The following is a 17,319-nucleotide window of genomic DNA, read 5'->3' as shown; positions in this document are numbered from 1 at the left end:
CAGGATGTACCTAGGGAGGAGGGAGTCGAATTATGGCGAACGATCAGCATACTGAATTGGAAGCAGAATTTACTTTGGATCAGGTTAAGGACCAGCTTATTGAGCAAGGCAAGAAAAGATCATCATTGCTATACAAAGATATTATGGAGAAATTATCGCCGTTTGATCAAGACCCCGAGCAAATGGAGGAGTTCTATGAACAACTCAGTGATTTGGGGATTGAAGTTGTAAACGAGAACGATGAAGAGGTTAACAGCCTCCGGCCAAATGAGGACAATGAAGACAAAGAGGGCGATGAGTTCAGCTTTGATGATGATTTGTCACTGCCGCCAGGGATTAAGATTAATGACCCTGTTCGTATGTATCTGAAAGAAATTGGACGCGTTCCGCTGTTGTCGGCTGACGATGAAGTGGAGCTTGCTATGCGGATTAAGAATGGTGACGAGGAAGCCAAACGTCGTCTCGCGGAAGCGAATTTACGTCTCGTAGTAAGTATCGCTAAACGTTATGTTGGACGCGGTATGCTGTTCCTCGATCTGATTCAGGAAGGTAACATGGGTCTGATCAAAGCGGTAGAGAAATTTGACCATAACAAAGGGTTCAAATTTAGTACGTATGCAACTTGGTGGATTCGTCAGGCCATTACCCGCGCGATTGCGGATCAGGCACGTACGATTCGTATCCCTGTACACATGGTGGAGACGATCAACAAGCTGATTCGTGTCTCTCGTCAATTGCTGCAAGAACTGGGACGTGAACCTTCGCCAGAGGAAATTGCGGCTGAGATGGAGCTGACGGTTGAGAAAGTTAGAGAAATCATGAAGATTGCCCAAGAACCAGTATCGCTCGAAACACCGATCGGTGAAGAAGACGATTCTCATCTGGGAGATTTCATTGAGGATCAGGAAGCCTTGGCTCCCGCGGATGCAGCAGCCTATGAACTGCTGAAGGAACAGCTGGAGGATGTACTGGACACGCTCACAGAGCGTGAAGAGAATGTACTTCGTCTACGTTTTGGCTTAGATGATGGCCGGACGAGAACGCTTGAAGAAGTGGGCAAAGTGTTCGGTGTTACCCGTGAACGGATTCGCCAAATTGAAGCTAAAGCATTACGTAAGCTTCGTCATCCTAGCCGTAGCAAACGACTTAAGGATTTCCTTGAATAGTATTTCATGAACTGGACCTTCTGCTGCTCAGTAGCAGGAGGTTCTTTTATTTGAATTACGACCCTAAAAAGTGCTGACCTTGTGTATCTGGAAAGAAGGATGAGCCAGTGAATTTGGAAAAACGCGAAATTATTATAAAAGAGATTCAGTATTGGAGAAATAACAGATTGCTTCCAGAGCAATATTGCGACTTCTTAACCAACCTGTATGACGATGAAGCTGCGGCTAAGGACAACAATCCAATTTCGCTGAAGAATCTACAGCAGGGAAACATCAAAATTTGGCTGTTTGGTTTTGGAATTATTTCCTTGATTTTCTTGATTAGTCTTTATTTTAGCGTTTTTCCCTGGCCTTTGCAACTTGCAACAGCACTATCCGTATTAATTGTTTGTTATGGATACTCAGCGGTTTACAGGGATCGAAATCATGTGATTAGTCTTATCCTAGCAGGGCTAGGCAGTGTGTTAACGCTTGGTTTTGGACTATGGTTGATTGCTTTGCATGATCTTGATCCCCAGCTCTGGAGACCGATTCTGATTGGGGCCTGTGGCTTGTTATGGTGTATTTTGGGATTTCTACTCCGGATCGGCTTGCTGCAGTACTGCGGTTATGCTTTTTGGGCATTACTATATGCGGGATTCTTTGGGGGTAAACGCCCTGAGGCTTCGATGTTAGAGCTTGAGCTCTTATGGCTACCATTGTGTGTAATGATGGTATGGCTTAGCTGGCTTTTACATCACAGAGTGAGAGGCGTCGCTAGTGTTTTTTTTGCAGTGGGAGTATCGCTATGGATCATGCCTGAGCTCGATGCGCTTTTATTCAGACAGGATTATCCACAGTGGATTTCGTTTATGCTGATTTTTAAAATTGCGGTAGGCTTGGTCCTGCTGTTCTTGTTTCGAAAAAAATGGATAACGTGGGTGGCAACATGAACAATGTGAAATTATCAGATCGTCTTCAGCAATTGCTGGAGCAAATTCCGCAAGGAAGCAGGTTGGCAGACATCGGCTCTGATCATGCTCTGCTTCCTGTAGCTGCTGTAAAAAGCGGTAAGGCTGTATTCGCAGTAGCAGGTGAGGTAAACCCGGGTCCCTTTGATGCTGCTTGTAAAGGCGTTGCAGAGGCCGGACTAGGGAAGGTGATCTCAGTGCGGCGAGGAGATGGCCTTGAGGTACTGGAACCTGGTGAAGTTAATTGTATCACGATCGCAGGCATGGGAGGGGCTTTAATTGCCTCGATTTTAGACCGTGGTCAAAGTCAAGGCAAGCTAAAGGATGTTACAACACTTGTACTCCAGCCGAATGTGGGCGAGGATATTTTGCGTCGATGGCTGCTAAATAATGATTGGGTTCTTGTAGCTGAAAGCATTCTGGAAGAAGACGGAAAACTGTATGAAGTATTGACCGCTGTACCAGAGGATTCAAGTGCGGGAATTACAAATGCCAATGTATATCGTGAGGTTACGTTAGGCGATTCCGCTATGGTTCGTGGTCGGGATACCTTGCTACAGATGGGACCTTTTCTGATTCAAGCACCGAATGAAGTGTTTTTTGCTAAGTGGCAGGGAGAGATTCAGAAATTGGAAGGCATTCTAACATCATTATCACGTTCAGAACTCGAATCTGCGGAGAATAAACGGAAATTAATTCGAGATCAGATCAAGGAGATTACGGAGGTGCTGCAATGCTTGCCAAAGGACAAACAGTAATTCAATATATGGAGCAACTGGCTCCGAAGCATTTAGCCGAAGAGTGGGACAAAGTCGGTCTGCAACTAGGTTCCTTACAGAAAGAAATTACCAATGTGCTGGTTGCACTGGATGTTAATGATGAAGTCGTCGAAGAAGCGATTAGACTCGGCTGTAATCTAATCATAGCCCACCATGCGATTATTTTCCGTCCGCTTCAAGGGATTCAGACCGATACACCGATGGGTAGAATGTATGAAAAACTGATCAAAAATGACATCGCGGTATATATCAGTCATACGAATCTGGATGTTACTGAAGGTGGAATGAACGATTGGATGGCGGAAGCTCTGGGCATAGAGAACGGAGTGCCTATCAAAGACATTCATTCAGAGCAATTGTCGAAGTTGGTGGTATTTGTGCCAAAAGACCACCATCAGAAAGTGTTGGATGCTATCCTGAATGCAGGAGCAGGGGCAATTGGGAACTATAGTCATTGCAGCTTCAATATCGAGGGATACGGAACTTTTATTCCGGGAGAAGGCACAGACCCTTATATCGGGGAAAAAGGTAAGCTGGAGCGTGCCGAAGAGATTAGTATTGAGACGATCGTGCCACACACTATCCGCAATAAAGTGGTACAGGCTATGCTCAAGGCTCATCCGTATGAAGAAGTTGCCTACGATTTGTACACGATGGATCTTAAAGGTCGCAGTTTAGGGCTTGGGCGAGTAGGTAAGCTCAAAGAGCCTACAACACTTGGGCAATTCGTTGAGACGGTAAAAAAAGGTCTGAAGGTAGACCATGTTCGTGTTGTGGGTGATTTGGAGCGTCCGATTCGTAAGGCTGCTGTTCTCGGCGGTTCCGGTGGAAAGTATTATAGTAGTGCTATTTTCCGTGGTGCGGATGTACTGGTTACGGGTGACCTTGATTACCATACAGCACAGGATGCCGTGCTTGCTGGTATCACTCTGATTGATCCGGGACATAACGCGGAGAAGATCATGAAAGAGAAAGTAGCAGAGTGGATGATGGGGAAACTAGTGGAGCATAAGTACGATACAGCTGTACATGCTTCGCAGGTGAATACAGAGCCATTTAAGTTTTTATAAAACTGCCAGTTAATAATGCTTGTGCCAGACATGTGATGTCTGTATAATATATAATGTTGTTCGGAAAGTTTGACAGACAATCGCCGGTGACGTGAAGACGTCACGGGAGGAAAGTCCGGGCTCCATAAGGCAGGATGCTGGATAACGTCCAGTCGGCGCGAGCCGAAGGATAGTGCCACAGAAATGGACCGCCGATGGCCGCCTTAGGGCGGCACAGGCAAGGATGGAACCGAGGTGTAAGAGACCCCGAGGAACGCTGGTGACTTCGTTCCTGGTAAACCCCATCTGGAGCAAGACCTAATGAGACGCAGCAGATTCCTTTATTGGAATAGGCAGCCTTAGCCTGAGGCGCGTCTAGGTTGGTCGCTGGAGCTGTGCAGTAATGTACGGCCTAGATAGATGATTGTCGCTTATGGTGGGAGGGTAGTTCCCGATCGAACCACGACGAGCACAGAACCCGGCTTACGGCAAACTTTCCTAACTGCAACGTCATTTTTAATAACACCATACAAGCGGCGTATCTCGGGAAACCGGATCACGTCGCTTTTTTATAAATATAAGAAAGTATAAGCTTCACGTTATACATTATCCTTATATTTCTCTCATAAATGCTTACCGTCCTTATAACGCTAAAGGTGTTTATGCTCGTGGCAAGAAGATATGTAGAAAGTGGGAAACGTGTAGCATGGGTAATTATCAGATTTGCGGGTTCTGCGGACATTTATATGAACGAAACAATAAGAGAATGTGCAATAGTTGTGATGAGATGTATCAGAGAATCAGGCAAATCGTAGAGACTTCACCCGACACGATGGTATTAAATATATCCCTTCAGACAGGGGTAAGTGTCAGTAGAATCATGTCTTTTGTTGAAAATGGATATTTTAGGATCAATAAAGATAGCATAGAAGTGTCTAAGAAGTAAATTACTCTAAGCATGCAGGGAATTAAATAACCCGGCTTCCCCATCCTATAAAGGATGAAGAAGCCGGGTTATTAGATCATGATCATGATTACGATCGAACCGTGGATTGATTCTCCCGCCATTGTACCAACGCTTTCTCCAGACGCTGAACAGCGACGGGGATAAGTTCAGGTGGCGTATGTGTGAAATTCAGACGCATCTTGTTCTTCAGGGGCTGTGATGAATAGAACACCTCACCTGGAACAAAAGCAACACCGTTCTCTACTGCTAGCGGAAGTAATTCCTTCGTGTTGATCTCTTGGGAAAGCGTAAGCCATAAGAACATACCGCCTCGTGGCTCTAGAAAATGAGCACCTTCCCAGTTCTGTGATCTGAGTTCAGCGGATAAAAGTTTCATTCGAGAATAATATTCTCTTGAGATGACACGGATATGCTGCTCAATATCGAAATGAAGCAGCAGTTCATCTAAAGCGCGCTGGTCAATAGTGCTAGAATGCAGATCAGCTGCTTGTTTTGCTTTGGCGATGGTCTTGATGAGATTAGAATCACCGATAATCCAGCCGGTACGCAGGGCAGGGGCTACGATTTTGGAAAAGGATCCAGTGTAAGCAACACAATAATCGCCGCCATAGCTTCTGTCTATGGACGCTAGTGAGGGTGGATATAGATCTTTATTTTCCTCAAAGGTTATTTCACCGTAGGGATTGTCCTCCAAGATCAGAACATTGTAACGGCGGCAGATTTCAACCACTTTCTCACGACGTTCTTTACTCCAGGTTGCGCCTGAAGGATTGTTGAAGGTCGGAACTGCATATAGGAGTTTGGGACGTAGTTTTTGAATTTGATTCTCCAGGTGATCTGGCAGAATGCCTTGCTCGTCGTTATTGATCGTATGAATATCAGCTCGATAGGAGCCAAGCACCTGTAAGGCTGCTAGATAAGTGGGGGCTTCAACAAGGACAGCATCACCGGGGTCAAGTAGTATTTTACATAGTAGATCTATGGCCTGTTGGGAACCAGTAGTCAGAATCATTTCAGACGCTGAAACAGGGATTCCTTGCCGAGTAAGTCTTTCAGCGATTTTGTCACGTAGTGGAGTGAAGCCCTCGGTTAGTCCGTATTGAAGTGCTGAGGTATCGCTGGAGAGTACACGGTTATAAGCATCCCGTACGGCCTCTAAGGGAAACAAATCCTCCCCAGGCAGCCCGCCTGCAAGTGAAATGATGTCATTGCCCTGTGTAACTTTTAGAATCTCGCGAACGGCTGATGATCCTAGATGATTGGCTGCGGCCGAGTATTTGATATCCATAAATGAGTTCTCCACCTTTCGATTTGGTGCTATCATAATAGGAGTACTGTATAACAGTAAAGCGTTGAATATAACAGTGGAGGTGAAGGGTTCATGCATATCGATTTGATTCGAGGCGGCAGTAAGTCTCTGCCCCATCAGATCAGTGAAACCCTAAATCAGCGGATCTCATCAGGACTGCTCCAGCAAGGTGTCCGGCTGCCCTCCGTAAGAAGTTTGGCTACAACTCTGAGAGTAAGTCAGGTTACTGTAAGCAAGGCTTACGATGTGCTTGAGAAGCGAGGGCTTATTTATTGCAGACAGGGTAAAGGCTGCTTTGTAGCCAATCCTGGGCATATTAAACGTCAGGAAGAGGGGCGCTGGCAGGATGTATATGATGATTATTTGCCGCGAGCTCAGCTTTGGCGCAATTTTGATTACTCTGAAGTAAAGTATCCCTTTCATATAGCTGCAATTCATAGTGAGCTACTCCCTCTAAAAAATATCGGTGACTCCTATGCAGCATTAGTCACTCAGCAGCCGGAGCTTATGGCAACCTATGGGAACTTCCAAGGTGATCTGGAGCTGCGAGGAATCATGAGAGATCATTTGAAAACACGTGGAATTTCGCTCACCTCCTCGGATTTGATGATCACAAGCGGAACTCAGCAAGGCATTGATCTGGTAGCTCGTACCTTTGTCGGACCTGGAGATACTGTGTATCTTGAGGCGCCTAGTTATACTGGGGCTATTGATGTTTTTGCAGGACGGGGTGCAGAGATGATCTTTGTACCAACGGACAGTGAAGGGATGAGGGTGGACCTTCTGACAAGAATGTGTGATCAGAGACCGCCTAAACTGATTTATACCATCCCTACTTTTCAGAATCCGAGCGGAGTAACCATGAGCATGGCAAGAAGACAACGGCTGCTGGAATTAGCCCGCAGTTATCGTTGCCTTATTGTAGAGGATGATCCATTTAGTGATTTATATTTTCATGCGCCTCCGCCTGGGGCAATCAAATCGATGGATTCCCAAGGGCATGTAGTTTATATGAAGAGCTTCAGTAAAGTTATAGCACCCGGCTGTAGAATTGCTTGTGTTGCCGCTGAGAGGAATATTCTGTCTCGGCTTATCGCCGCTAAGTCTGCAAGTGATCTAGGGAGTCCTCTCCTCACGCAACGGGCAGTATTGCCGTTTATTGCGGGTAAGTATGAATCCTATGCTGCTCAATTACGAATTACACTTCGCGGTCGCATGGAAAAGGCGGCAAAGCTGCTTAAGCTCTACGCGCCGCCTGGAGTGAACTATATTCTTCCTGAGGGAGGACTTAATCTATGGCTGGAGCTACCAGCTTCTCCCGATATCGCAAGATTACATGAGCTCGCCGAACAAGAGAGCATTTCTTTTTTACCTGGTGATGTCTGTTATTCCGAAGAAACTCCTTCTCGGCATATCCGTTTGTGTTATTCACAAATGAATGAAACGGATATGGAGGAAGGTTTACGGTTATTTCTCCGTCTGCTTGGTCGGTTTTTGCGGGTGAGCGGTTAAGGGGTGTTACTTAGAGTTACTTAATCTTTGTTTCAATTGATTCATTTGCTGTTGTACATGCTGTGGCCATAGCTGTAGCGGAACCTGATTGCCGCTAGCGGCTTGCAGTGTCTTATAGATATCGACCTGACCCCAGCCGAAATATTTGTCATGACCGGGAGTGCCTAAATCAACGGCATTTTTGGTCATAAGATCCATAACTTCGGTATTCGTTAGATTCGGATTCAGTGAACGAACCAGACCTGCCAGTGCAGCGACGTGAGGACTGGCCATCGATGTTCCGGATAAAGCAGCATACTGACTATCAGGGTAAGTACTTGCTATGCTTTCTCCGGGTGCAGCGACATCAATATAGTCGCCGTAGTTGGAGAAGGAAGCTTTTTCCCCCGAAGCATTGGTTGCAGCTACTGCAATCACTTCAGGATAGGCAGCAGGGTATCCTGGGCGTTCTGTATTATCATTGCCTGCAGCAGATACCAAGACGATATCTCGGTCATAGGCATATTTGATTGCGTCATGAAGAAATTGGGAATCGGCGTAGTTGCCTAGGCTTAAATTTATGACTTTTGCACCGTTGTCAGCTGCCCAAATGATTCCTTCTGCTACGGAATATGTGGTACCTGCTCCTGAATTATCAAGTGCTTTTACCGGAAGGATCTTGTTATACCAGCTAATTCCCGCCACACCTTCTCCGTTATTAACCAGTGCGCCTATAATTCCAGATACATGTGTGCCATGTCCTACATCATCTTCTGGGGTGGAACCGTTGGTGATCGCATTATACCCGGTCAAAAGCTTACCCTTTAGATCTGGATGATTGATCTGGACTCCGGTATCCACCACAGCCACGACAACCTCTTTACTACCCTTAGAAAGGTTCCACCCTAGTTCGGTTTCTATCGCCGGCAAATTCCATTGATAAGTGGAGAATAACATGTCATTTGGAGTAACGGTTCCCTCTGCGTTTTTAGTTATCGTATCATTGGTTAAATACATATAGTGGGGCTCTGTATATTCAGGATGCCATTTATTGGTGAAATAATCTTTGAGCTCATAATAAGTCATCTTCTCCGAACGAAAAATATAGGCATACCCAAGCTTACGCGGCTTCTTACCGTTGATGTCAGCGGTTATCGTTTGAAGCTGCCCCGGTGTAGGTGAGTTGTTGCGGAAACGGACGACAATTTCATTCTCATAAAAATGGCTGGCGTTTTCGTTATCATGACCAGTTTTGACGGTGATATCCTTTAAATTGTCGGTATGGACAGACTCTACACGGTATTTGCCTTCCTTCGGATAAGGAATAAGACGCAGGTTCTTCAGCTCATGATCTGCCACACGCCCAAGCACCTTTTGGTTAATAAGTGCGATGATGCCTACATTTTTTTCTTTGTTCCGCTGAGCGATAAAGTAATATTTCTCTTTACCGATTGTAAATGTTGGAGATTCATAGGATTGATGACCATGGATCGCTGATTTCGCCGTCTTTAGATATTTCTGCAGCTGTTCTTTCTCCTGTTCGGTCCCTTGAGGAAATGAGGAGGACTTAAAGGTTTCCGTTTTATGCTTGCGAAAATCGATCCACATTAGCATGGTGATAAATCCGTGGTTCTGCTGCAAACGTTTCGCATACACTGATTTATCATGGAGCGAAGTCATTCCATCTGTTTCAGAGAGGAGCTTGGTCAAATGTCTGCTGACATCGACTCTATTCAGGTGATCCGTCGCATCAACATCTTGAGATAAGGAGGTTTTCTTCAACGACTTTTCCTGTGAAGGATTTGGTGCTGAATGAAGGGCTGAAGTTGGAGCAGGATTCGGTACAGCGACATTAGCGACTTCTCTGGTTGTCCCATTAGCAGCAGGGCGCAGCGCAAAGGTGAGTAAAACAACTGTGAACGCAGCTGTTATCAGACCTGCAACCGTTAGATTTTTTCGTGACATGATTTCCGCTCCTCTACACATTGTAATGTCTATAGGTTTAGAAGAGAGCCTATGTTTTATGCATCTTAGAAAAGGATACCTTCCTTACGTTTTTTATGATAATATCAGAGAGAATAAGCATCTGGAGTTCGCATCCTGATATTGCAGGAGATATGTCGATAGATGTTCTTTTAATTTTCAGAAGGTTAGACTTCTCTGTGTTTACATCCTGATATTGCAAGAATAAAGAGATACGTCTAGAGACTATTTCTTCATAGGATTAACTTTATTGACTACAAGAGCAGGGAATAATAAGGGGGAGCAACCGCCATGTCAGCAGCCAATGTGCAGAAATTATGTGAATCGACGAGAGACAAACTTAAAGATGTAATTGATAAGATGGAAATTTTTCTAAACGAGCATGCGTTGCCTCAACTTGTAACTGAAAGTGATGAGGAAACTGTACACTTTTATCAAGGATTTCTGTCCGATGTTCGTCATCTGTTAGTGTTCTCGGAAATGTCTTATGAGAAGCTGGGAGTTGCGCTTCGTCGTGCTACATTCGATGAATCTTTTGCGCAGAAAGCGCTTTATAATGTGTATCACTATGGCGTGAATAACTTCTTCTATCCAAAGAATGAAAGCTATTCTGAAGATGGACGTTATGCTTATACTGGACAGGATGCCATTCGTTTCCGTAAAAAGCCAGTTCGTCCGGCACGTGATATCATTCTTGAAATTACCAAGACTTATGAAGAGTTACGCGATGACCTTACTTATTATGAGAACGACTATTTGACTGAGAAACGTATGCAAAATCAGGTTTAACAGTTAAATTGTTCGTGTAAAGGATCAGCACTTCGTCCATTTATAATGGCGAAGGCTGGTCCTTTTTTGACGTATTAGAATTTATAAATTCGGGGCCCCCACAAAGTACCTGAGTACGCATCGAAGCAATCCCCCCACTTTGTGGGGATATTTTGCGTGGGCATCGTTACATCAACTGGAAACCTGCCTGTCGAATAGGCGGGAAATCGAGCGGACATAATGAAGCCGAGGTGATAAATATGTCGAGTGTAAAGCCATTAGTCAAATGTAGTGTGAGCAATTGTCATTATTGGGGCGAGCATAATTTATGCCGGGCTGAAGAAATTATTATTGAGATCGACAAGCATGCGGGTAGTGGATTTAAAGAAGAATATGCTGAGGAAATGACGAATGAGGGTCACCACGATCATGTCGCAACATCGTCTGCAACATGCTGTTTAACTTTTAAGCCGAACTCCTAGGAGGCCGCCCTAATGGACAGAGAAAAGGATCATGAATCAAGTTCATCCAATGGACCATCCGGTCCGAGAAAAGTCATATTGCGTCCGCGCAGAGTAGACTATCCTCGCCGGGACAGAGAACATCAAGAGGAATATGCCGCAGAGGTGAATCCGGTTTCGATGCCGGTTCGGGATACAACACCGCGTGTGGCGAGTGAAACTAAGGAGGAAGAAGTGGAATACAGTGGCAGCCAAGTGATGGGTTATACTGGGCTGGCTATGGGTATTGCCTCCTTATTTCTCTGGTCCATCATTCTTGGACCTATATCGGTTGTAATTGGATATTATGCATATGCCAAAGAACAAAAAACGCTTGGGGCATGGGCGATGGGTTTAGGGATTGTATCCACACTTAGTTACTTTGTGATGATCCCCTTTGCCCGCTAAACAAGAAGCGTAAAGTTTGAATTATAACAGGCTTTTAGACCTAAATATCAGGGTCTGAAGTCTGTTTTTTCATTCCAGCATATAGCAATAATCTCGGATAAAATGTAATATTAAGCCGTAATTCATCGAAATCTAAGGTTAGATCAATATATATGATACAACAGGATAAAAGGAGTGCGCCGGTATGGAGATTAATCCCGCTGTAACCAATGGGTTAGGGCAGCTTAAATGGATAAGCTTAAAGAGTGCAACCGCCAAGAGTAGTTCAGCGAATGAAACTGAAAGGTCAGGTGCGTCTGCTTCTCAATTTGCAGCAATGCTGCAAGCTTTGTCTTCTGACACCTCTAACAGCGGGGATACAAGCTTCTTAACGTCACTCCCGGACGCGTCATCTGTTAGCAGCCTGTTGTGGCAACAGATAGGTGGGACAGCGGAAAGCATCGAGAGTGTAATTTCCGGGGAAATAACGGATACTAAACCAACGAGCTATGATGATCTAATTCAAACGGCGAGTGCTAAATATGGGGTGCCAGTTGATTTGATAAAAGCTGTAATTGATACAGAATCATCCTTTAATCCAAACGTTGTCTCATCGGCTGGTGCAAAAGGATTAATGCAGTTAATGGATGGAACAGCACGCGGTTTAGGGGTTTCAGATTCATTTGACCCCGCTCAAAACATTGATGGCGGCGTACGCTATCTGTCTTATCAATTGAAACGCTTTGACGGACAGGAAAAGATGGCATTAGCGGCTTACAATGCTGGACCAGGCAGGGTCATTAACCTTGGGGTAAGCAATGATCAGGAATTATTGGAGAAGCTTACACTGCTTCCAAAAGAGACGCAGTCCTATATCACTAAAATAGAACGCGCTCGCGCGCAATACGCTGTATAATATAAAGGATCAAACGGGCAGTTCCCTTAAACCACATGGCTGGTATTTGGGATTACCGTTTGATCCTTTTTCGAAATTTAAGAAAGAATGATTTTTGTACTTTAAGGAAGTAAAGGAGATAATCGATATATGCTTTACTGGGATTATGCCGCCGCTACACCCCCCTATGAAGATGTAGTGAAGACGATGGAACAAATTATGAAGCTGCACTATGCTAACCCGTCATCCTTACATCGTGCTGGAAGTGAAGCAGCTAAGCTGATCAGGCGTTCGCGAGAAGTATGCGCGGCTGCGCTAGCTGTCCAACCGAAGGAGATCCTATTTACATCTGGAGCTACGGAGAGTAACAATTTAGCTATTAAAGGTGCTGCTTTGCAGTATCAGTCAAGAGGACGTCATCTGATAACTACGGAAATAGAGCATCCCTCTGTGTATGAAAGCTGTTTGCAACTGCAGAGAAATGGCTGGGAGATTACTTTTGTAGCGCCGGACAGTACTGGAATGATTGATCCAGAGCGAGTAGCTGCTGCAGTACGGCGTGATACTGTGCTCGTAAGTGTGATGCATGTAAATAATGAGATTGGAACAGTGCAGCCGCTAAAGGAGATTGGCAGTTTGATTAAATCCGCCAATTCACGAACCTTATTTCATGTAGATGGCGTTCAGGGATTTGGCAAGCTTGCTGTTGATCTTAAAGGATGGAAAGCGGATCTTTACAGCTTGTCTCCTCACAAAATTAGAGGCCCACGCGGAGCGGGGCTTCTCTATATTAAAGAAGGAATTCAACTGTTCCCTTTACTTTCAGGTGGTTCACATGAAGAGGGGCAACGTGCTGGAACAGAGAATGTACCTGCGATTGTTGCATCGTCCAAAGCAGTGCGGATGAGTGGTGAGCAACGCGAAACCTTCTATGCTCGAGTGCTTCCACTTCGAGATCGGCTGCTACGCTTCTTGCACAGCGTTCCTGAATTTGTTATAAACAGCAGAGAGGATGGAGCCCCTCATATTGTGCATTTCTCATACCCAGGTATGAAAGGTGAGGTATTTGCCCGCAAGCTGGAGGAATTAGGGATGGCTGTTTCTACCCGATCGGCCTGCTCTTCCAGACTGGCAGAACCTAGTCGTGTTCTATTGTCTATGGGCAAAGATGTTTCTGTTGCTTCAGGAGGCATCCGTATCAGTTTCGGTGATAGTCACACTGAAGAAGATGTCGCGGCACTTGAGAAAGCACTAATTACTGCGGTACGAGCTTTAAAGATTGCTGAAGGAGGTATGAAGTAACTAATGAGTGTGATGAATCAGGAATCTGCTAAAGGCAGTGCCAATAGTATAGATTATGCCGATATGCTGCTTTTGCGTTTCGGGGAGTTTACATTAAAGGGCAAGAACCGTGCCAGATTTGAGAAAACTGTACTGCGTCATGTGAAGGAAATGATTAAGCCTTATCCAAAGGTAGTTCTAACCAAGGAGTTTGGAAGAATTTATGTAGAGCTGAACGGAGAACCTGCTACTGAATTGGTAGAAGCGCTAAAGAACGTATTTGGTATTGCCTCTATCAGTCCAGTAAAGGTGGCTAAGTCGGAACTCGAGGATATTGTGGCTGTCAGCCGCCATTTTTTAGAGATCATCGCTCCTGCACCGGGAACCACATTTAAGGTTAATGCGCGACGAGTATGGAAGGAGTTCCCGTATGGCTCTATGGAGATGAATAAGCTAGTCTCAACCCCACTGCTGCAAGGATACTCCGGACTTACTGTGGATGTAAAATCACCTCAACTGGAGCTGAAGGTCGAAATTCGCCAAGGTCATACCTATATATTTTGTGAAAATATTGCTGGTGTTGGTGGATTTCCGCTTGGTACGAATGGAAAAGCAATGTTATTGCTGTCCGGAGGCATTGATAGTCCTGTAGCGGGTTGGTCATCCATGCGTCGTGGACTTGAGGTGGAATGCGTACATTTCTATAGTTATCCTTATACGAGTGAGCTTGCTCGGCAAAAGGTGGTTGATCTTACGAGGGTTTTGTCACGATATGCGGGAGTCATCAAACTGCATTTGGTGCCCTTTACAGAGGTACAGACATCTTTTACTGGAATAGGTCAGGATAACCTGATTATTACGTTGATGCGTCGAGCTATGTTGAGGATTACTACACAGCTTGCTGAACGTGAGGGGGCACTCGCAATCGTAACCGGTGAAAGTCTGGGTCAGGTTGCTAGTCAGACGTTACCAAGCATGAACGTGATCGGCCGTGCTACAGATCTTCCTCTCCTACGTCCGCTGGTAATGATGGACAAAAGTGATATTGTGGAGCTGTCTAAGAATATAGGCACCTATGATTTATCTATCCTTCCTTATGAGGATTGCTGCACTTTATTCGTTCCAAAATCACCTACAACGAACCCGAATTTACGGATTGTAGATAAAATTGAAGCTACGCTCCCTGGATATTCTGCAATGCTGGATGCAGCGATTGAAGCCACGGAGACCGTGCTGATCACTCCCTATGGAGATGAGAAGCCTAAAGATGTAGTAAGTGCCCAGGCTGGATTACAGGAAGAATGGTTTTAATATTATAAAAAAAGGCTGTCTCATTCGTAGCAATATTTACGGCTGAGGCAGCTTTTTTGATTGTTTATGACTGGATTGACGTCTCCAGTGTCCTCCAATTAAAATGCCAATGATGATCACGAATATAAACAGAGCTTTCAATAGCGGATGCTGGTCAAAGAATGGGGATAGCTGCTGCTCATCTGTAATCATGCTTGACGCTGTAAACCCTAAGACAGCTGAGCCAATATAAATAATCCATGGATATTTGTTGATTAATTTAATAAAGAGAGTACTTCCCCAGACGACGATTGGCACGCTGATTAACAGTCCTATGACAACTAGAGAGATATTGTGCTTAGCAACGCCAGCAATGGCGATGACATTATCCAGTCCCATCGCAGCATCGGCTAGAATGATTGTACCCACAGCAGACCATAGGCTTTGGCCAGCCTTGATATTTGCTGAATTGTTCTCATCTGTTAACAGCTTATAGGCAATCAGAATAAGTAAAATCCCGCCAGCTAGTAGTAACCAGGGGATCTTTAATAGCCACACGACCAGAATTGTTGCGAAAATCCGTAATACGACGGCACCTGCTGTCCCGAGCATGATTGCCTTTTTTTGAGTACTGTTCGGCAAATTACGCGCAGCAAGCCCGATGACTATAGCGTTGTCTCCCGCCAGAATGAGATCTAGAAAGATAATATTGAGCAGTGATAATACAAACTCCCATATGGATGTATTCAAGGCGTAGTCACCCCTAAAGTTAGTTAAGATCAGCACGAAGATATGCTTAGTTTTGTATACGCAAAAAAAAGGGCATACATGCTTTCATCCTCAAAAAAAAGTTGGACAGGAAGCATAGCTTGTCACTTCCGAACATACATGTAGTTACATGTGATTCGGGGAGGTAAGAGAGAATGGAATCATTATTGCTCCTTGGTGAAATATTGATGATCAATCTTGTGCTGAGTGGAGATAATGCAATGGTCATCGCGATGGCCAGTAAAGACCTTCCGGAGAAACACCGGAAAATTGCGGTATGGTGGGGAGCTGCGGGAGCTGTTATTTTGCGCTGCGTGCTTACATTTGTCGCGGTATTACTGTTGAAAATCCCTTATATCCAAGCTGGAGGAGGAATTCTGCTGCTATGGATTGCGTTCAAGCTGCTGCTCGAAGAAGAGGAGGATCTCAGGGTAGCGGAAGTATCCTCCGTATGGAAGTCAATCCGAACGATTCTCGTGGCTGATTTTATTATGAGTCTCGATAATGTCTTGGCGATTGCCGGTCTAGCCAAAGGTGATTTGGCTTTAATTGTCATTGGGATTGCACTCAGCATTCCGATTGTAGTATGGGGAAGTGGCCTCATTGTAGGCTGGTTGCATAGATTTCCGGTACTCGTATTTATCGGCGCGTATATTTTAGCCTTTACAGCAGGTGACATGATGCTTCAGGATGCAAAATTAGGGACAATGCTATCCTTTTTACTCCCATCCACGCATTCCATCCTGCCGATTGCTTTAGGAATATTAGTGGTTGTAACCGGAGCCATTAAGCGGAGAACAACATTTGCAGGTTAATAATGTGCAATAAAAGGCAATACTAAAAGGACATCTCCATAAATTGGAATTGTCCTTTTTTTGACGTATCAGAAAGTCACTTTGCGGGGATAATTTGCGTGGTCAGTGATGGCATTTTGAGTGTATTTCAGATAAGATATGAATAAGAATCCTGTCGTTTTAAGGGCATGAGATGACATGGTAGTGAGGTAGACGTGAATTTGAAGGGATGGGTGAAAGATGTCTTCCAAGAATGACATTAGACTAGGAGTATTCATTGTAGCTGCTGGCATCGTGATTTTATTCGGTAAGCTGGGGGTCTTCGGATTTTTGGGACGTGCCCTTTGGCCGCTAGTGATTTTACTTCCTGGATTGGTTCTACATATGTTATTTTTTAGCCGCCGCGCTTCGGCAACAGTATTGATTCCCGCGGGGATATTAACGGTGTATGGTTTATTGTTTGGTCTTTGCAATATATGGGGATGGGGGCTTATGAAATATTTATGGCCTGTGCTTCTGCTTGGCATTGCCGTAGGCCTGTATGAATATTCCATCAATTCTCCAAGACGGACTGGGGGAATTTCTGCAATTGCTGTTATATTAGGCGTTCTAAGCATAGCGCTTTGTATTTTCAGTCTTATGGGAACTGGTGTGATCTATCTAATTGGTATTGTATTTATCGCTGCAGGGATTTGGCTGATTACTGGACGGGGCAGAACACGCAGCTGGAATAGATGGAATTGAAGCTAGCCGATGTTCTATCCTAAAAAAAAACGAAAATTGGAAACTGTTTTTTTCATAAAAAGACTTGCTTTTCATAGTGCTTTCACTATAATATTAATGTTATGTTGAAGCGTCGGCTTTCTGCCTGGCGCTTCTTTTGTGAGACTGCCGTGACATGCTACGAATTTTAACAGTTTTAATTTGATAAATGAGAGGATT

General features: G+C 44.7%; 16 protein-coding genes and 1 other RNA gene. 14 read left to right on the top strand and 3 right to left on the bottom strand.

Going from position 1 to position 17,319, the window contains the following annotated elements; translation table 11 throughout:
- Nucleotides 1–32: 32 nt before the first annotated feature.
- The 5 genes from rpoD to rnpB all read left to right on the top strand — a co-directional run bounded on the left by rpoD (nucleotide 33) and on the right by rnpB (nucleotide 4,445).
- The gene (rpoD, locus tag NSU15_RS23280) at nucleotides 33–1,166 is read left to right on the top strand and encodes an RNA polymerase sigma factor RpoD (RefSeq protein WP_042130309.1); all 1,134 of its coding nucleotides are present in this window, start codon (nucleotides 33–35) and stop codon (nucleotides 1,164–1,166) included.
- Nucleotides 1,167–1,273: 107 nt separating this feature from the next.
- Entirely contained in the window at nucleotides 1,274–2,098 is an 825-nt protein-coding gene (locus tag NSU15_RS23275) for a hypothetical protein (RefSeq protein WP_339287690.1), read from the top strand.
- Nucleotides 2,099–2,103: 5 nt separating this feature from the next.
- Nucleotides 2,104–2,874 (top strand): tRNA (adenine(22)-N(1))-methyltransferase TrmK, encoded by a 771-nt coding sequence (locus NSU15_RS23270; RefSeq protein ID WP_076117474.1) that lies wholly within the window; start codon nucleotides 2,104–2,106, stop codon nucleotides 2,872–2,874.
- The gene (locus tag NSU15_RS23265; protein ID WP_339287688.1) at nucleotides 2,850–3,965 is read left to right on the top strand and encodes a Nif3-like dinuclear metal center hexameric protein; all 1,116 of its coding nucleotides are present in this window, start codon (nucleotides 2,850–2,852) and stop codon (nucleotides 3,963–3,965) included. Before NSU15_RS23270 ends, NSU15_RS23265 begins: the two co-directional genes overlap by 25 nt.
- A 64-nt stretch (nucleotides 3,966–4,029) precedes the next feature.
- Nucleotides 4,030–4,445, top strand: an RNA gene (rnpB, locus tag NSU15_RS23260) — RNase P RNA component class A.
- A gap of 533 nt (nucleotides 4,446–4,978) precedes the next feature.
- Here rnpB and NSU15_RS23255 read toward each other — a convergent pair.
- Complete coding sequence (locus NSU15_RS23255) at nucleotides 4,979–6,199, bottom strand: PLP-dependent aminotransferase family protein (protein ID WP_339287687.1); 1,221 nt, start codon at nucleotides 6,197–6,199, stop codon at nucleotides 4,979–4,981.
- A gap of 93 nt (nucleotides 6,200–6,292) precedes the next feature.
- On the opposite strand from NSU15_RS23255, the gene NSU15_RS23250 reads away from it, so the two are divergent.
- Nucleotides 6,293–7,732 (top strand): PLP-dependent aminotransferase family protein, encoded by a 1,440-nt coding sequence (locus tag NSU15_RS23250; protein ID WP_339287685.1) that lies wholly within the window; start codon nucleotides 6,293–6,295, stop codon nucleotides 7,730–7,732.
- A 6-nt stretch (nucleotides 7,733–7,738) separates the two neighbouring features.
- Here NSU15_RS23250 and NSU15_RS23245 read toward each other — a convergent pair whose 3' ends face one another.
- Nucleotides 7,739–9,676: a S8 family peptidase gene (locus NSU15_RS23245; protein ID WP_339287682.1), complete on the bottom strand. Its 1,938-nt coding sequence runs from the start codon at nucleotides 9,674–9,676 to the stop codon at nucleotides 7,739–7,741.
- Between the two features lie 309 nt (nucleotides 9,677–9,985).
- On the opposite strand from NSU15_RS23245, the gene NSU15_RS23240 reads away from it, so the two are divergent.
- The 6 genes from NSU15_RS23240 (at nucleotide 9,986) to thiI (ending at nucleotide 14,836) form a co-directional block, all read left to right on the top strand.
- Nucleotides 9,986–10,483, top strand: coding sequence for a YpuI family protein (locus NSU15_RS23240; protein WP_042130298.1), 498 nt, complete (start codon nucleotides 9,986–9,988; stop codon nucleotides 10,481–10,483).
- 239 nt (nucleotides 10,484–10,722) lie between these two features.
- Complete coding sequence (locus NSU15_RS23235; protein WP_076117472.1) at nucleotides 10,723–10,944, top strand: DUF1540 domain-containing protein; 222 nt, start codon at nucleotides 10,723–10,725, stop codon at nucleotides 10,942–10,944.
- A gap of 12 nt (nucleotides 10,945–10,956) precedes the next feature.
- Nucleotides 10,957–11,370: a hypothetical protein gene (locus tag NSU15_RS23230; protein ID WP_339287679.1), complete on the top strand. Its 414-nt coding sequence runs from the start codon at nucleotides 10,957–10,959 to the stop codon at nucleotides 11,368–11,370.
- Between the two features lie 184 nt (nucleotides 11,371–11,554).
- Nucleotides 11,555–12,265, top strand: a complete 711-nt coding sequence (locus NSU15_RS23225) for a lytic transglycosylase domain-containing protein (RefSeq protein WP_339287678.1) — start codon at nucleotides 11,555–11,557, stop codon at nucleotides 12,263–12,265.
- Between the two features lie 129 nt (nucleotides 12,266–12,394).
- Nucleotides 12,395–13,546, top strand: a complete 1,152-nt coding sequence (locus NSU15_RS23220; protein WP_339287677.1) for a cysteine desulfurase family protein — start codon at nucleotides 12,395–12,397, stop codon at nucleotides 13,544–13,546.
- Nucleotides 13,547–13,549: 3 nt separating this feature from the next.
- On the top strand, nucleotides 13,550–14,836 hold the full coding sequence (gene thiI, locus NSU15_RS23215; RefSeq protein WP_339287676.1) for a tRNA uracil 4-sulfurtransferase ThiI: 1,287 nt from the start codon (nucleotides 13,550–13,552) through the stop codon (nucleotides 14,834–14,836).
- Between the two features lie 36 nt (nucleotides 14,837–14,872).
- Here the strand turns inward: thiI and NSU15_RS23210 are convergent, their stop codons facing one another.
- Entirely contained in the window at nucleotides 14,873–15,565 is a 693-nt protein-coding gene (locus NSU15_RS23210) for a TerC family protein (RefSeq protein WP_339287675.1), read from the bottom strand.
- A 173-nt stretch (nucleotides 15,566–15,738) separates the two neighbouring features.
- Here NSU15_RS23210 and NSU15_RS23205 point away from each other — a divergent pair, with 173 nt between their 5' ends.
- Together NSU15_RS23205 and NSU15_RS23200 are read left to right on the top strand one after the other, a co-directional pair.
- The gene (locus tag NSU15_RS23205; protein ID WP_042130290.1) at nucleotides 15,739–16,398 is read left to right on the top strand and encodes a TerC family protein; all 660 of its coding nucleotides are present in this window, start codon (nucleotides 15,739–15,741) and stop codon (nucleotides 16,396–16,398) included.
- Nucleotides 16,399–16,617: 219 nt separating this feature from the next.
- Nucleotides 16,618–17,121 (top strand): hypothetical protein, encoded by a 504-nt coding sequence (locus NSU15_RS23200; protein WP_042130289.1) that lies wholly within the window; start codon nucleotides 16,618–16,620, stop codon nucleotides 17,119–17,121.
- Nucleotides 17,122–17,319: the final 198 nt, after the last annotated feature.

The organism is Paenibacillus sp. FSL E2-0201 (assembly GCF_037963325.1).
GTDB lineage: Bacteria > Bacillota > Bacilli > Paenibacillales > Paenibacillaceae > Paenibacillus_AQ.
The sequence above is the reverse complement of the archived record's forward strand: the minus strand, read 5'-3'. Positions and strand labels throughout refer to the sequence as shown.

What these genes read in the sequence shown, in the direction of transcription:
- NSU15_RS23205 (WP_042130290.1), top strand. Translation starts at nt 15,739, where the DNA reads ATGGAATCATTATTGCTCCTTGGTGAAATATTGATGATCAATCTTGTG.
- NSU15_RS23200 (WP_042130289.1), top strand. Translation starts at nt 16,618, where the DNA reads ATGTCTTCCAAGAATGACATTAGACTAGGAGTATTCATTGTAGCTGCT.
- NSU15_RS23255 (WP_339287687.1), bottom strand. Translation starts at nt 6,199, where the DNA reads ATGGATATCAAATACTCGGCCGCAGCCAATCATCTAGGATCATCAGCC.
- NSU15_RS23230 (WP_339287679.1), top strand. Translation starts at nt 10,957, where the DNA reads ATGGACAGAGAAAAGGATCATGAATCAAGTTCATCCAATGGACCATCC.
- NSU15_RS23225 (WP_339287678.1), top strand. Translation starts at nt 11,555, where the DNA reads ATGGAGATTAATCCCGCTGTAACCAATGGGTTAGGGCAGCTTAAATGG.
- NSU15_RS23235 (WP_076117472.1), top strand. Translation starts at nt 10,723, where the DNA reads ATGTCGAGTGTAAAGCCATTAGTCAAATGTAGTGTGAGCAATTGTCAT.
- NSU15_RS23245 (WP_339287682.1), bottom strand. Translation starts at nt 9,676, where the DNA reads ATGTCACGAAAAAATCTAACGGTTGCAGGTCTGATAACAGCTGCGTTC.
- rpoD (WP_042130309.1), top strand. Translation starts at nt 33, where the DNA reads ATGGCGAACGATCAGCATACTGAATTGGAAGCAGAATTTACTTTGGAT.
- NSU15_RS23240 (WP_042130298.1), top strand. Translation starts at nt 9,986, where the DNA reads ATGTCAGCAGCCAATGTGCAGAAATTATGTGAATCGACGAGAGACAAA.
- thiI (WP_339287676.1), top strand. Translation starts at nt 13,550, where the DNA reads ATGAGTGTGATGAATCAGGAATCTGCTAAAGGCAGTGCCAATAGTATA.
- NSU15_RS23220 (WP_339287677.1), top strand. Translation starts at nt 12,395, where the DNA reads ATGCTTTACTGGGATTATGCCGCCGCTACACCCCCCTATGAAGATGTA.
- NSU15_RS23250 (WP_339287685.1), top strand. Translation starts at nt 6,293, where the DNA reads ATGCATATCGATTTGATTCGAGGCGGCAGTAAGTCTCTGCCCCATCAG.
- NSU15_RS23265 (WP_339287688.1), top strand. Translation starts at nt 2,850, where the DNA reads ATGCTTGCCAAAGGACAAACAGTAATTCAATATATGGAGCAACTGGCT.